Origin of the sequence: Chitinophaga sp. CF418 (genome assembly GCF_900142925.1) — a bacterium.
In the GTDB taxonomy this organism is placed as follows: Bacteria; Bacteroidota; Bacteroidia; order Chitinophagales; family Chitinophagaceae; genus Chitinophaga.
This window is the reverse complement of sequence record NZ_FRCN01000012.1, coordinates 110,694-127,154: the sequence shown is the minus strand read 5'-3', so window position 1 is coordinate 127,154 and position 16,461 is coordinate 110,694. Positions and strand designations below refer to the sequence as shown.

Here is a 16,461-nt window from a genome sequence, read left to right as displayed (position 1 = left end):
TATGAAGAGCCCTGATATTTTACAGTCATTGAAGCGTGCGGTAGCCCGTCCTGTTCAGCAGGAAAGGCCGGTTCGCCAGGAGATTGTACGCGGTAATGAACGCGGCACCCCGTATGTGATGCTAAACGCCGGTAATGAGGGCTTGCAACTGAAAGAATGGTTGCAGGCTAATAAGGCGCAGCTGGATAAGCTATATAAGGAATATGGCGCCATTCTTTTCCGGGGATTTACCATTGGTAATGAAGATGATTTCCAGCAGATCTGCCAGTTATACGCCACCCGTATGCTGGACTATGCGGAGCCTTCCACTCCCCGTACCAAGGTGGGAGATAAAGTGTATACATCTACGGAATATCCCAGGGAGAGATCTATTCCCTTCCATAATGAGCATTCTTATACAAGTACCTGGCCGGGGAAGATATGGTTTTACTGTAAGGAAAATGCGGCTACAGGCGGAGAGACGCCTATTGCCGATGCTGCCCTGGTGTACAAGCTGATGCCTGCGCCTGTAAGAGAAAGGTTCGAACGTTCCGGTGTGCGTTATGTACGCACTTTTCATAAAGATATAGACCTGAGCTGGCAGAAGGTATTTGGCACCGAAGACAGGGAGGAAGTAAAACAATACTGTGAAAAGAGAGGCATGAGCTTCCATTGGAAAGACAGTGATGTATTACAAACCAGTTATACCGCACAGGCAATAGCCGTACACCCGGTAACGGGAGAAAAGGTCTGGTTTAACCAGGCGCACCTGTTCAACCTGATGAACCTCGATGAGGACACACGTTCTTCCCTGGTAAGCTTATTAGGTGAAGAGAATGTGCCCAGGAACAGCTTTCTTGGAGATGGCACCGCCCTGACGGGGAATGATTTTGACAGCATTATGGCTGCATATGAACAGGCGGCCATTGTATTCCCCTGGGAAAGTGGGGATGTGCTCTTGTTGGATAATATGCGTTTTGCGCATAGCAGAAAGCCTTTTACCGGTAACCGTAAGGTGCTGGTAGCAATGTCTGATCCTATTGAAGGTACAGCGAATGTGGTGGGGAATACCCGCCGTAATACCGCTGCTTTCTTCAGTAAGAAGGAACGTCCGCAGACGATCCCATGGTTGCGTTACCGGCTGGCGGTGCTGTATCGTATACTGGCCATGGAGAAACTGGATGAAGGCATCAGCGGACACATTTCCATGAAAGTACCGGGCCGGGAAAATGCTTTCTGGGTGAACCCGTTCGGGCTTTTCTTTGAAGAGGTTACGCCCGATAACCTGATCACGGTAGATGGAAAGGGGAATGTACTGGAAGGAGATTATCCGGTGAATGTGGCTGGTTTCTGTATCCATGCAGCCCTGCACCAGGGACGGCCAGATACGCATTGTATCGTACATACGCACTCGCCGCATGCCACCTTGTATGCCTCCCTCGGCAGGCATATACACCCTGTGAACCAGACGAGCTGTATGTTCTTTGAAGACCATGCATTATACGATGAATATAACGGCCCGGTGTTGTCTCTCGAAGAAGGACGGAAACTCGTAGACGCTGCTGGCAATAATCATACGTTGTTGCTGCGCAATCATGGTACCCTTACCATGGCGGCGGAACTAGAGACAGCAGCCATCCTCATGATCGCAGCAGAACAGTCATGCGAGGCCAACCTGATGGCTATGCATGCCGGCACTGTCAAACTGGTAGATCCGGAGGTAGCCAGGCTTACCAGGCAATGGATCGCTAATCCGCTGGGGCTGCAGATAGAATTTGATGCTTATATGCGAAAGGCAGAACGTTTTTACCCCGACCTGATCCAATATAAACCGCTTTAATAAACTGAAGATACAATGAACACCACGTTTGCATACAGGTTATCCTCCCAGCAACAATCTCTGCTTCGTTCAAAGAATGATCTTTTTTATAATAAACTGGTTTTCTCATTGCCGGGGCGTTTTACGCTGAAAGATGTGGAGCTTTCTATTATTCAATTGCTGGACTGTTATGAAGCGTTCAAACTGTCTGTTTATGAAAGTGAGCAGGGAGAATGGTTACAGTCCGCAGGACAGGATGTGACCATCTCATTTTCCGGAGGAAAATCGCTGCCAGGTGAAGTGGAGCGGGTTAGTATAGGAGACCCGGTTGTGCGTGTCTTTCTCCAGCAGGGGGAGAGTGAAATAAATGTGGGAATGCTTGTAAATCCACTGGTGGCAGACATCAGCAGCTTGTATGTTGTACAGCAGCAACTCATTGAGCTGCTGGAAAAGGGCACTATACCCGAAGAAGAAATTGGCTACCTGCAATATGCGGAATGGCAACATCAGTTGCAGGATAGTGAAGACCTGACCGAAGCCTCCGCTTTTTGGAATGCACAGTATAAAGGCGCGCAGCCCATTTTGCATAACGAATTAAAAAATAGCGGTCATCAGCAGGATATTGCAACAAACACTATTGTATTACCTGCTGAACTAAGTGATCATATAGGCGATGAGGAAAGCATCTTTTTCGCCAGATTCCTCGATATGTTGCAATTGCTGACAGATAGTGAGTCCTATGTCGTCGGAGTGGAATGTCATGGAAGGGAATTTGACGAACTGGAAAGTACTGTGGGATTATTGAGTAAGGTACTGCCCTGTACTTACAGCCGGTTAGGGGTAGCCGGGGATATCCTTCACAACATGAAGGCTTTTCAGTTCTACCATGCGGCTGAGCAGGTGTTTGACTATCAGTTTAGCTACTTATCGCTGAATACTACAGCAGAAGGATTGCAATGGCTGCAGGGCAGAAAGCTGAAGTGTCAGGTTATCAACGATGATGCGGGGATAAGGGTGATATTCCTTTATCATCCGGATTATTTCAGGATAGAAGATATCCGGCAGATGCAGGAGCTATACATCGCCCTTTTAAATGACCGTGGGGCAGGAGGAAGCCAACTGGATCTCTTACGTACTTCATTTGCGGAGAAAGTATGCAGGGCTTCCGTCAAAGTAGAAAGCAGGTTCCTGCATATCGTGGAGGCATGTAAGGACATTGCCTTACAGTTTCCGGAGCATACCGCTGTACGTAGTCTTTCGGGAAGTCTTAGCTACAAAGAACTGGATGACTATTCGGATAAAGCGGCGGCAGTACTGATTGACCATTACGGGGTTTCAGCAGGCGATTTTGTCGGCGTGATGATGCCGGAAGATCACTGGTTACCGGTAGCCCTATTGGCCATCATGAAAGCCGGTGCGGCATATGTGCCGATAGATGCGGGAAATCCTCCTGCCAGAATTCAACAGATACTGTCAGATTCCTCACTGCAATGGCTGCTTATCAATGAAGAGCAAGCTGATTACCATATAAGGGCGATCCGTTTTAAGCAGTTATGGAAACAGCAGGAGCTGGTGCATGTGCCTTTTCAGTTTACCGGCGAGGAAACTGCCTGCATGATCTATACCTCCGGCACTACCGGTGTACCGAAAGGCGTGATGGTCAGCGGTAATAACCTGTTGAATTACACGGACTGGCTGCAGCAGGCATTTCATCTGACGCAGAATGATCAGAGTATCCTGCAGGCTTCTTATGCCTATGACCTGGGCTATACGAGCCTCTGGGGATGCCTGACCACTGGTGCAGCGGTGCACATCATTCCTGCAGAGAAAAGACAGGATGCTGACTGGATAATCGCATATATCAGGGAGCAAAAGATCACCTTCCTGAAACTGACACCTTCTATTTGTTATTTACTCCTGCAGGCAGAAAATGTAGCGTCATTGAGCGATTCCTCCCTGCGCCTGGTATTTTCAGGCGGTGAGAAAATAGATATAGCAGGCATACAGCGTTTTGCAGCAATAAAACCGGATATACAGTTTGTTAATCATTATGGTCCTACGGAAACCACTATTGGTACTTTATATCAGCCTGTCAGTCTGCCTGATTTTGCGGCCAGGCCAGTGATAGGGAAACCTGTTGGCGGCAATGAAGTATTTATTATGAATGATGCCGGAGAGTTCTGTGTGCCCGGTGAAAAGGGAGAGATACTGATAGCCGGTAAGGGCCTGACAAAAGGATATTACAACCGGGATGCGCTGAACAGCGAAAAGTTCGGGGAGATTGTACTGAATGGCAGAACGGTGCGGGTATATCATTCCGGCGACATGGGTTGCTGGATGGCAGACGGCACTGTTTGCCTCGAAGGACGAAAAGACAACCAGGTAAAGATCCACGGGCACAGGGTAGAGCTGGGAGAGATCAGGAAGGCATTGCAGTTCCCGGGAGTGAACGAAGTCTTCCTCCGTCTGATGCCATCGCACTCATTCGGAGAAGAACTGGTATGTTATTACCTGTCTGATACAGCGGTAGATCAACCAGCCTGGCGTAAGGAGCTGCTGAAAGTACTGCCTGAATATATGATACCCGCCTTCTTTATCAGGCTGGACAAGCTGCCACTTACGGCAAACGGCAAGGTAGATGAGAACAGGTTCCCTGATCCTTACCAGTACCTGGATAAGAAACCATTCGACGATAGTCAGCTGAATGCAACGGAAAGTATTATTGCGGGGATATGGTCTGAAGTATTGGGGCTACATATCCATGCAGACAGCGATTTCTTTGCCTCAGGCGGAGATTCTATCAAGGCCATTCAGATAGTGGCGAAATTGAACAGGAAGGGGCTGAATTGCCAGCTGCCCGATATATTCAACTATACCACCGTAAGCGCATTGGCAACCCACTTACGGCCGGGAAAGCCTGTTGCCGGCCATTACCGTCTTCTACCCATGCAGGACGCCATGTATTACCACTACAAGGTATTCCCTGAATCTGCCGCCAATTATATCATCAGGCATTTCCACATCACAGGAGAATTGCAGCCGGCATTGATGAAGAAGGCTATCGACAGTGCCATACAGCAGTTTGATATCTTACGTCTCCGTTTCTTTACAGGCGAAGACCATTATTTCTACTGCACTATCAGCGATGATGATACTTCACCTGTAGAGATCACAGCAGGTGATGATGTTGCCGGTACTAAAAAGAAATGGCTGGAAGAAGGGCTTGACCTGTCGGCAGGGCCTGTACTGAAAGTGAAAATATTCCTGCAGCCGGAGGGGGCGCAGCTGTTGCTGGCATACCATCATATCATCATGGACGGATGGTGCTTCCAGCTGATCATACTGCAGATAATGGCCTCTTATGAGGCTTTGTGTATGGGTAGGGAACACACCTGGAGAAAGTCCACTTCATTTACGAAATACCTTGACTGGATACAGGCGAAAGACCTTGGAGCTTCCCGTACATTCTGGAGCGGTTATCTGCGAGGGTATGATACGCTGGCTACCATCCCTGCAACAAGTGCACATCATGCTGCCTATGATGCAGGAGAACAGGCTATTACCCTGCCGGAGACCCTGACTGCGCAGATCGGTGCGTTGTGCACAAAATTCAAGCTCACAGCCAGCACTTTTATGCAGGTGGCCTGGGGAATTTTGTTGGGTAATTACAACAATACCAATGATGTCGTATTTGGCATAACTGTGGCGGGCAGACCATATGAAATGGAAGGCTTTGAAGACTTACTGGGGCTTTTTATCAATACACTCCCCGTACGTATCCGCTGGGATGAGCATACCATTGCTTCATTGCTGGCTGCAGCAAGGCAATACCTGTTCGACATCCAGGAACATCAATACCTTTCACTGGCAGAAATACAGGCCTGCTCTGCACTTAAAAAAGAACTGCTGGACCATGTGCTGATCTTTGAAAATTACCCGTTGAGTAACATGGAGAAATCCATAGCCAATACCAATATCTCGATTACTTCAGAATACGGGGCGGCACAGGTAGGATATCCGCTGGCTGTAGTGGTATACCCCGGTACTTCCTGTATTGTCAATTTCATGTACAACAGGAATAAATATACAGATGAAGCCATTGCGAAAATAGCGGACTGTCTTGTACAGGTATTGCAAAATATGGTGGATGATCCTGAAGGAAAGGTAACTGATCTGGATATCGTACCAGAGGAGGAAAGACTGGCATTACTGAAGGCTGGAGAACCCTATGGCAGTTATGAGCCTGCTGTGAACATTGTTACTGCTATTGAAGCAGTTACGATGGTCTGTCCTCAAAAGATTGCGCTGGAAGATCAACACCAGGCAGTTTCTTACGCCGATATACAATTGCATGTACAGCGACTGGCGGGCTGGTTGATAAGTAAGCATAATATCCGCAAGGGTGATCATGTACTGATCTGTCTTCCTCCCTCTGTAGAATTGGTTATCGCCATGCTGGCGGTACTTAAGGCAGGTGCAACATACGTGCCCGTAGACGTTGAGTATCCGGAAGACAGAAAAATGTATATCGCTGTTGATAGTGATGCCAAAGCGATGATCAGCAACCGGGCATTTTCAACTGCATTGAGTGGCGTACCACTTATTCTGATGGAAGATGTGCCGCCAGTTATACTGGCTGTAAAGATGCCGGTCATCAGCGGTGATGATATAGCCTATATTATCTATACCTCGGGTTCAACTGGCAAACCTAAAGGCTGCCAGGTAAAGCATAGCAACCTGCAACACCTGTTCCTGCAGCAGGAACCCTGGTTAGACATTTCTTCTACAGACAAATGGATCATGGCGCATTCCGCTGCATTTGACTTTTCCGTATGGGAGATGTATGGTGCATTGGTGAACGGCGGATCGCTCTATATCCCTGACCGCGACCAGGTACGGGATACAGGTCTGTTCTGCCGCCTGCTGGAAGAGAAAGGGATCACTATTTTGAACCAGACACCATCTTCATTTTACGGATTGCTGGATGTTATCAGGATCCGTGACCTACGTATGGTGATATTTGGTGGAGACGTGCTGGATTTTACGAAGTTGCGCAAATGGCTGAGCGTTCCGGAACATGAGCAGGTGGCTTTGTATAACCTTTACGGTATAACGGAAACAACAGTACATGTTACCTGGCACCGCGTGACAGATGAGGAGATATTACATGCCGATGGAAGCTCCTATATTGGTACGCCATTGCCGGGAGCAGCTGTATACATCATGAATAAGCAGCTGCAGCTTTGCCCGGAGGGTGTTTTTGGAGAGATCTGTGTAGGGGGGGACGGTGTGTCTGCCGGGTATTATAATAATCGTGAACTGACAGCTGCAAAATTTATTACCCATCCCCTGAACGATGAAGGGAAACTCTACCGGAGCGGGGATACTGGTCGCTGGTTACCTGCCGGTATACTGGAGTTTGGGGGAAGGATAGACGACCAGGTAAAAGTACGGGGTTACCGTATAGAACCGGGAGAGATAGTCTGCCGCTTACAGGAACATCCTGCCATCAGGCAGGCCTGCGTGATCCCTGTTGATGTGACGGGCACTACTTCTCTTGCTGCCTATATTATATTTAAGGGAGAGCCCCTGCCAGTAAAAGAGCTTCGCTCATTCCTGGGATTGACGCTTCCCGCTCATTTTATTCCACAATACTTCATTCCGCTTACCACATTGCCATTGACAGCAAACGGTAAAGTGGACAAGCGAAAGCTGCCGCCGCCTGGCGCCAGTGTTGCTGTTACAGAAAGCGATGATGAAATAGAACAATACCTCATCGTTTTATGGAGCAGGGAATTGGGACAGCCTGTTTCCCCGCAGGATAACTTCTTTGAATGCGGTGGTCACAGCCTGATGTCTTTCCGTATCATCAGTGCTGTACAGGCGAAATTCAATGTGAAACTGCCGGTGATACAGTTGTACCAGGACCCTGTGCTGAAAGATTTTGCAGCTTGCATCAGACAATATATGGCTGGCATGAAGCAACAGGTGGAGGCAGACTATGTAGTATTGAAAGATGGGCCTGCGAATAAAACAATATTCTTCTTCCCGCCTGCCGTCGGTTACGCAATAGGCTTCGGAAAACTGGCGGAACAGCTGGAAGGCTTCCGGGTGATCGGCATTAACTTCATCGAAGAAGATACGCTGGCAAAAATGGCGGCAATAGTGCAGGAGCTGCAGCCCCTGGGGCCGCTTGTGTTCTGTGGATTCTCTGCCGGAGGAAGCCTGGGTTATCATGTGGCACAGGTGCTGGAGAAAGCCGGAAGAAGGGTCAGCGCACTGGTATTCCTGGATTCAAGACGATTCCTGGCAGCGGAGCCGCTGGAAGAGTCCATGATCAGGCAGATCGCTACAGATTACCTGGACGATCCAAGGGCGAAAGCGGTGATCAGTTCTCCCGAAATGGCAGCCGTTATGCGTCGGCGTATTGAAGCTTCTACCAGGTTTATCCATCAGCTGGAAGATAAGGGCATGGTACATGCCGATATATTTTACATCAGCTCAGAGGAAAACAGTAATAAGCCAGAGCGTTGGTCTGCCTGGAAAGAGGTGACTAAAGGCAGGGTAATGGTGCATAAAGGAAAAGGTCCCCATATATCCATGCTTGACCGCGAACATCTGGCGCAGAACTTACAGGTATATATGGAGATCCTTCATGAAATATTCTCTTAGCTTTGTTTCTCTATCATATAATCATTCACTACCAACACATCCAGGCCTGTAGTATAGAACATCCCGATGGCGTCTTCCAGTGAATGCAGTATAGGTTTCCCCATTATATTTAAACTGGTGTTGAGTACAATGGGGATGCCTGTGATGTCATAGAACGATTTGATCAGTTTATAGTAAGAGGCATTCCATTCCTTTTTCACTGTCTGTAGTCTGCCGGTATGATTAGCGTGGACTACTGCAGGCACTTTGCTCTTCACGTCTTTCCTGAAAATGAGCGTCCGCTCCATATACGGTGTCTCTTCGTAATTCTCAAAGTAAGTATCTCCGAATTCATGTAAGATAGATGGCGCAAAGGGGCGGAATTCTTCCCTGAACTTTACCATTGAGTTGATCTTATTCTTCATATCTTCCGGTCTGGGGTCGGCCAGGATGCTGCGATTGCCAAGGGAGCGCGGACCGAATTCTGCCCTTCCCTGTACCCAGGCCACCAGTTTGCCCTCTGCCAGTTTTGCGGCGGTCTCTTTATGTATGCTGAGTGGCAGGTGACGGATATTGCTGACTTTTCCCAACTGTAACATCCGTTTGATGGCGTCTTCCTGGATGGCAGAACCCAGGTATGGCGTGAAGAAAGATTTGCTACCCAGTTTAAGGGCGGGATTATCCTCTTTCAGGGCAAGCATGGCCGCGCCTATGGAGTTGCCATCATCCGCAGGGGCGGAAGGAACGAATAGTTTGCTGAAGCCTGTGGTGCTGGTAACCGTCCCGTTAAAGGAGGAATTTAGTCCGCAGCCACCACCAATAACGAGGTTGGGCGAGAGCTTCAGTGATTCCACGTCTTTCAGCATAGCCGTGGTTAATTCCGCGAAACAAGTCTGGCCTGTAAACGCCAGGTCTGCTGCCGTCCATGGATCGCTGTCGGGCGCCCGTTTAAATGCTTCCAGCTCTCTTAATATAGTGATGATCCTTTCTACAGGAGGATAGTGTAGTCGCAGGTTTTCATACCAGCATAATTCTTTTATGAGTTGATATGCCTCCGGGATGATCTTGCCGTAAGGCGCAAGTCCCATCACTTTCCATTCCTCACCGGTGAACCAGTCAAATCCGCACAGGGTGGTGATCATTTCATACAGCCAGCCCAGACTTTGCGGCCCTTTATGCAACCTGACTTCCTTCAGTTTGTCATGTTCATAATGGTAAATGGAAATGGAACCACCTTCCCCGTAGCCGTCTATGACTGCGCAGGCTGCATTTTCATAGGGACTGGTATAACAGGCATAAGCAGCGTGCGCCAGGTGGTGGGAATAACTGCGGAAGCTCACCCTGCTTTCCGGGAAGTGCTGCTGTAAAGCCAATAGTATCCCCGTGCCCGCATTTTTCTGGTACTGATGCTGCAGCTTGAGGATGGTGTAAATGGAAGCCTTGGAAAAGATGTACCTGGAGGGCAGCTGTAGGAGGGGATTCGTCAGGCTCTTTTCAGAGAAGAATCCGAGTCCTTCCAGTCTGTCCAGAAATTGCAGGTAGTCCTGGCTCCATGAAGTGGCTACCACGAACGAGGCGCCTCGTTTACAATACTTTTTAAGGGTACGGCCAATGTCGAAATTATCGGCAGGACAACTCAGGCCCCGTTTGTATTGCAGTTTCCTTTCTGTCGCTTCTGCGAATAAGACCTCTCCCTGATTGTTCATAATAGCAATAGAGGAGTCGTGGAATGTATTTGAAAGACCGATGTAATATGTTTCCATTACACTTTATATTCATTTAGGATGTTTGCGATTTCGTCATCAGAGATCATGCTGATCTCAGCAATCAGGAGGTCTTCATGATCAGGGACGGTTTTGTTTATTGTTGAGAAAAGACAGCCTGACAATGCCGCGATGGTCGGATACTGGAAAAAATGGGATATGGGAATGCCAATACCAGTGACAGCCACCAGCTTATTTTTGAGGGTACTGAGCATGATGGAGTCAAACCCTGTTTCAAAATAAGGCCTGTCTGTAATCAGTGTTTCATCCGGCGCAAGCCCTAATACCTCTTTCGCCAGCCCCTTTACCAGTTCCAGCATACCATCCTCGTCCCGGGGCAATACAGCCTTTTTTAAGGCCATATCTTCCTCCTTTAGCGTATACCATCCGGTAGGGAGATAAGGCTGTAACCAGTCTGGAAATGCCTGTCCGGGGGTAATATTTAAAGCAGCATATACGGCGCCGTTTGTATTGATCAGTGATTCCATCAGCGTGATCCCTTCTTTGCTTTCAAAAGGCCGTACGCCCAACTGTTCAAAATGGGAGGCTAGTGATGCCGCCATGGCGGAATGTTTCCATGGCCCCCAACAGATGCTGACACAGGGCTGTTGCTGTGCTTTGCGTAGCTGCGCCAGGGTATTCAGGAGATAGTTGGCCGCGCCATAATTTGTTTGTCCGGCGTTGCCGGTCAGTGACACGGTGGATGAGAACAATACAAAGAAGTCCGGTTGCCATTGCAGGCTTAACTGATGCAGTTCCCACGCATGCTGCACTTTACCCTCAAATATGGAGGCAAAGCTTTCCGCAGTATGTGATATCAGTAGTTTATCATTGATAGCCCCCGCGGTATGAATGATGCCCTTGATGCTTGTAATACCGGCAGTCAGCAGGTGTTGTTGCAATGACTCGCCTGGCTTCATCCTGATATAGGTGATGCGGCAACCACGCTGTTCCCATTGAGAAGACAGTATCTCCTTCAAAGGCCCTCTGCCGGTGAGCACGATATGCCGGGCGCCTTTCTGTATCAGCCATTGTACAACCAGCGCGCCCAGGCTGCCAAAGCCGCCCGTGACCAGATAGGTGTTGTCTTTCTGAACAGACAGGGTCTTTGTCTTTTGAACAATAGGTTGTTCTTCCAGGGTTGGTATAAGCCACTGCCCATTCCTGATCACAAATTGTAATCCGGAAGAAGGCAACTGCCGGCTGATCAGCGCCAGAGAGGGATCATATTCGCTGGCGCTGATATCTATGATGTGCAACTGTACATGTTCAAGTTCGTGTTTCAGGGAAATGAAGAATCCCCATAGCATACTGCTTTGAAGGTTGGCCGTTGTATGATGCTGGTGTACATTGTTTGTAATAATGATAAACCTTTCACAGGAAGCCAGCCGGATCTTTTCTGTCAGGGTAACAATTTGTAAGAGCTCCTGCTGGTCAATAACGTCTATCGTTGCATCAAACAGGTTAGAGATATAACATACCGTCATGTCCCGGGTTATTTCGGGCGCGGCTGTGATATGGGCAGTGACTGCATCCATACCTTCAGCCCGCAGCTGTTGCTGCCAGCGTTCCGCTATTTCCTGCTGCTGATCGTAGAAGATCATGTGAATATTGAGACGGGAGGTCTCCTCAGGCTGGATCTTCTTATATGCCAGCTCTGGTATAGTATTTTCAGCTGTATTTGCCGGGGCGATCAGTTTCCCCTGTCCGGCCACAAACAGTGGCATCCAGTATTTCCTGCGTTGGAACGGATAGGGTGCCATAGACAGATGCTGTAGCTGGTAACCGTTCTCTCCCTGTTTCCAGTCTACCGGTATACCATTCCTTTGCAGGCAGGCCAGGCTTTCCAGGAACTGCGTAAGGGCAGACTTGCCTCTTCTTAATGAAGGAATGGCTTCCATAGATGGCAACTGCAGGTCTCTGACCATGTTGGTCAACACCGGTTGAGGGCCCAGCTCCAGGCATATTGTACATCCTGACTGCTGTAAGGAATGGATGGAGTCATTATACCTCACGGCCTGCAACATATGTTTTGACCAGTAAGCAGGATCCTGTTGCTGTGCCTCACTCAATACAAGCCCGGTAATATTGGATATGACGGGAATAGCTGCCTTTCCCCGGCGAACCTTTGCGCTTGTCTGCATCAGGGCTTCTGCTGCGGGATCCATCAAGGGAGAGTGGAAAGCATGTGATACATTCAGTAGTGAACCCGTAATATCTTTCAGGCTATTCTTCAACTGTTGCAGCTGGTCGGCCTTTCCAGATACGACCGTTTGCTGCGGTGCATTCACACAGGCAATGTAGAGGTCAAGCCGGTGCGCTGTTATCAGTTCCCTGGCCTTTGATTCTGAGACGTTGAGCGACATCATACCGGTACCTGCAGGTAATTCCTGCATTAATCTGGCCCTGTCGCTGATCAGCATGACGGCATCTTCCAATGCCAATAATCCAGCTACCACTGATGCCGCGAATTCTCCTATGCTATGCCCCATTACTATTGCAGGGCTGATGCCAAAACTCTTATACAATGCAGACAGTGCATAAGACAAACAGAAGAGCGCTGGTTGCGTAAAGCGTGTCTGATCGATCTTCTTGTCAGGGTCTTCTTTGAAGATGATATCTGAGAGGGAAATACCCTCATTATATTTCGTATACAGCTGACTGCATTCATCTATTGCCTGGCGGAAAACAGGATAGTATTCATAGAGCTCTTTCCCCATGCCCGTGTATTGTGAACCCTGTCCGGTGAACTGAAAGCCGATGGTATGTTTTACATGTTTACAGTATACCGCCTGGTCTTCGGAGAACTTTGCCAGTGATGCAGCCAGGCTTTCCTTAGTGTTCGTTATACAATGCCAGTGATAAGGCAGGAGATTATTTCTTCTGTTGATGTTGTAAGTGATATCTCCGATGGCGTCAGTTGTACCTGCCAGGTATTGCTGCAGATCCTGCACCATTTCCTTCAGGGCGGCGATGGAATGGGCAGACAAGGTACATACATAACTGCCTTTGTCGGGTGGTGTGTATCGTGTGGCGATGGGCGCCTCTATAATAGCGTGTGCGTTGGTACCGCTGAAGCCAAATGAACTGATACCGGCCAGCCTTTTTTTATCCGCGGGCCAGCTGACAGGTTTGTCAACTACCTTTATCTGTGATGTTTCCCAGGGTATCAGCGGATTGGGATTGTGAAAGTGAAGATTACCGGGGATCTGTTGGTGGCGGAATGACAAGAGTATCTTCGTCAGCCCTGCGATACCGGCGGCAGATTCCAGGTGCCCGATATTGGATTTAAGGCTGCCGGTCAGCAGCGGATGCTGCCGGTTGCCGGTACGATAAGCCTGCTGTAATGCTTCCAGTTCGAGCGGGTCGCCGAGGGAGGTGCCCGTTCCGTGTGCTTCCACATAATCCACTTCTTCCGGCGCGATGCCTGCCATCTGGATTGCCTTGCTCACCAGCCGTTGTTGTGCCAGTCCGTTAGGCGCTGTGAGCCCGTTACTTTTCCCATCCTGGTTGATGGCTGAGCTGCGGATAATGCCCAGTATGGCATCCCCGTTCTCTATGGCACTGGCCAGTGGCTTTAGTACAATGAGGGCGCAACCTTCTCCGCGGCCATAACCATCTGCGGCACTATCAAAGGTCTTACACCTGCCATCGGGGGCCAATGCCTGTATCCTGGTCAGGGCTACTGTTGGTTCGGGTGCCAGCATCAGGTTCACCCCACCGGCAATAGCCATGGAGCAGTCGCCAGATTGTAGACTCTTACAGGCATAATGGATCGCCACCAGGGAGGAAGAGCAGGCGGTATTGATCACCATGGCTGGTCCGCTCAGATCAAAGAAGTAAGACAGCCTGCCTGCTGCTGTGCTGGTAAGCGTTCCCGTTAGTGAATAAGGGTCTATAGCCTCCATATCGTCAGAACAGATATGCGCCCGCATGTAATCGCTGTGACTGAGGCCAAGAAACACACCCGTATCTGTATGCTGAATGGCAGGAAGAGGATAACCTGCATCCTGGAGCGCCAGGAAAGCGGTCTCCAATAGCAAGCGTTGTTGCGGGTCCAGCGCGGCAGCTTCTTTAGGTGAAATGCCAAAGAAACCTGCATCAAACAGCTCCGGGTGATCCACAAAACTGCCGGCAGCAAATGCCTTATTGCTGTCCGGCATCTGCCACCTCTCTACCGGTATGGCTGTCACCGGGTCGATACCTTTGATCAGCAGTTCCCATAACTTTTCCGGATCATTAGCACCGCCCGGGAACTTGCCAGCCATACCAATAATGGCTACCGGCTCAAATGCAGCCTGCCGGGTTACAATATGCCTTTCCTGTTTTACCGTAGCCAGATGTTCTGCCAGCCGGTGAATGGTCGGATATTCAAATACGACCGTAGGACTTAAACTCAGTTGTGTGATATGATTGATCCTGTTGATCAGCTCTGTGCCTTTCAGGGAGTCAAATCCCAGGTCGGTGAGCGGGACATCGGTCTGGATATCTGCAATGCCAAATAAGGCAGCAATTTCCTGTTGTATCAGTTGTATGTAGGTGCTGTATTGCGATATTTTGTTTTCAGCAGGAGCGCTCTTCGAAAGATATTCTTCCGCCAGTTTTCTCCTTTGTAGTTTGCCACTGGTTGTTTTCGGGATACGGCTTACGGGCACTACGGCCTTTACTACCAGACCGAAGTGTTTCATGATGGCCTTCCTGACTTGTTCTGCAACAGCTCCAAACTGTTGTTCCGACCCTCTGTATTGTACAAAGATGATCAGCTCTTCTCCCTTATTGTTATCCGGCACGGAGGCTGCCGCTGTCTTGGTAAGTCCGAAAAGTTTTCCGTCTTCTGCTTCCAGCACTCTTTCGAGGTCGTAAGGGTAATAGTTTAACCCATTGATGATGATCATCTCTTTCTCACGGCCCGCGATATACAAATTGCCTTCATGAATAAAACCGGTATCTCCGGTCTTCAGCCATCCATCCGCAGAGAATGTATCGGCGTCTTCCAGCTGATAATAACCGGAAGTAATGCTCATACCTTTCAGCTGTATATTACCTGTGCTGCCGTCTGCCAGGGGCCTGTCACGTTTATCTGCGATCCTGATCTGCAGATATTCCGATGCCTGCCCGCAGGATACCAGGGTGATGGCCTGGGGTGATCCTTCCGGTACAAATTCAACGGTTCCTTCATGCTGCAGGCTTAACCTGTTCACGGTGACGGTGATGACAGGCGTGCAGGAAGGATGGAAGGATGCCATCAGCGTCGCTTCCGCCATACCATACGCAGGCAGTATTACCTCACTGCTTATATTATAGGGTTTAAGCGTAGTAACGAATTGTTCAATCAATGGATAGGAGATGCTTTCGGCTCCATTGTAGATGGATCTCAGGCAGCTGAGGTCCCACTGTAGCTCCTGCTTTTTACTTTCAAAATCCTGCAGGAAGTATTTGTAACCGAAATTCGGAGAGTAGGAGATATTGCCCCTGTGTTGATCCATTTTATGCATCCATATCATGGGATGCCGGATGAACAAGGCGGTGGGAATCAGTACGAGATTGAACCCGACCAGTAAGGACTTAAGCAGGCAACCCACCAGGCCCATATCATGCGTGAGCGGCAGCCAGGATACTGCCGTTTCCCCAGCCTTCATATCCGCGCTTTTTGCAATAGCGGCTACATTGCTCAGCACATTCATATGAGAGATCATGATGCCTTTTGGTTGTCCTGTAGAGCCGGAGGAAAACTGCAGATAGGCAATGTCATGGGGCGAAGCGGCATAACTGATATGGGCAGGTTTAATATCTGCTGTCCACTGTACTATATAAGGCTGAATGTCCTGCCACCATTGCGCATCACTGGCTGCAAAGAATTGTTCCAATCTTGACAGGCTTTCTTTATCTGCAAACAGAAAAGGACGTTTCATGATACGCCAGGCATTCCGGATCTTCTGCTTATGTTCATCCTGTGTTCCGGTAGCCAGCGGTACTGCGATGATTCCTCCCAGTATACAGGCCAGGAAGGCTGTGACAAACTTCTTATTATCATCGGTCTGTATCAGTAATTCGTCTCCCTTTTTTACACCATGCCCGGTAAAATGTCCCAGTAGTCCTTTGGCGGCATGAAACAACTGCTCGTGGGTCAGTGTATCTTCTTCTGCGATTCCCTTTACGAAAATGATCTTTCTTTCTGTCAGATCGGGGCGGTGGAGGAGGGCGGTATGTATGTCCGGGAATTGAATAAAGTGCTCGTGCATAGTAAAT

General features: G+C 49.0%; 4 protein-coding genes. 2 read left to right on the top strand and 2 right to left on the bottom strand.

Going from position 1 to position 16,461, the window contains the following annotated elements; genetic code table 11:
- Position 1: 1 nt before the first annotated feature.
- Both F3I09_RS24470 and F3I09_RS24465 read left to right on the top strand, forming a co-directional pair.
- Positions 2-1,819 (top strand): TauD/TfdA family dioxygenase, encoded by a 1,818-nt coding sequence (locus F3I09_RS24470; protein ID WP_149697687.1) that lies wholly within the window; start codon positions 2-4, stop codon positions 1,817-1,819.
- 15 nt (positions 1,820-1,834) lie between these two features.
- A complete protein-coding gene (locus tag F3I09_RS24465; protein WP_149697686.1) occupies positions 1,835-8,470 on the top strand; it encodes a non-ribosomal peptide synthetase in 6,636 nt (2,211 codons plus the stop codon).
- Here the strand turns inward: F3I09_RS24465 and F3I09_RS24460 are convergent.
- On the bottom strand, positions 8,467-10,212 hold the full coding sequence (locus F3I09_RS24460; protein WP_149697685.1) for a carbamoyltransferase C-terminal domain-containing protein: 1,746 nt from the start codon (positions 10,210-10,212) through the stop codon (positions 8,467-8,469). The two genes, F3I09_RS24465 and F3I09_RS24460, sit on opposite strands and share 4 nt — an antisense overlap.
- A complete protein-coding gene (locus F3I09_RS24455) occupies positions 10,212-16,454 on the bottom strand; it encodes a type I polyketide synthase (RefSeq protein ID WP_149697684.1) in 6,243 nt (2,080 codons plus the stop codon). Before F3I09_RS24455 ends, F3I09_RS24460 begins: the two co-directional genes overlap by 1 nt.
- Positions 16,455-16,461: the final 7 nt, after the last annotated feature.

What these genes read in the sequence shown, in the direction of transcription:
- F3I09_RS24455 (WP_149697684.1), bottom strand. Translation starts at nt 16,454, where the DNA reads ATGCACGAGCACTTTATTCAATTCCCGGACATACATACCGCCCTCCTC.
- F3I09_RS24470 (WP_149697687.1), top strand. Translation starts at nt 2, where the DNA reads ATGAAGAGCCCTGATATTTTACAGTCATTGAAGCGTGCGGTAGCCCGT.
- F3I09_RS24460 (WP_149697685.1), bottom strand. Translation starts at nt 10,212, where the DNA reads ATGGAAACATATTACATCGGTCTTTCAAATACATTCCACGACTCCTCT.
- F3I09_RS24465 (WP_149697686.1), top strand. Translation starts at nt 1,835, where the DNA reads ATGAACACCACGTTTGCATACAGGTTATCCTCCCAGCAACAATCTCTG.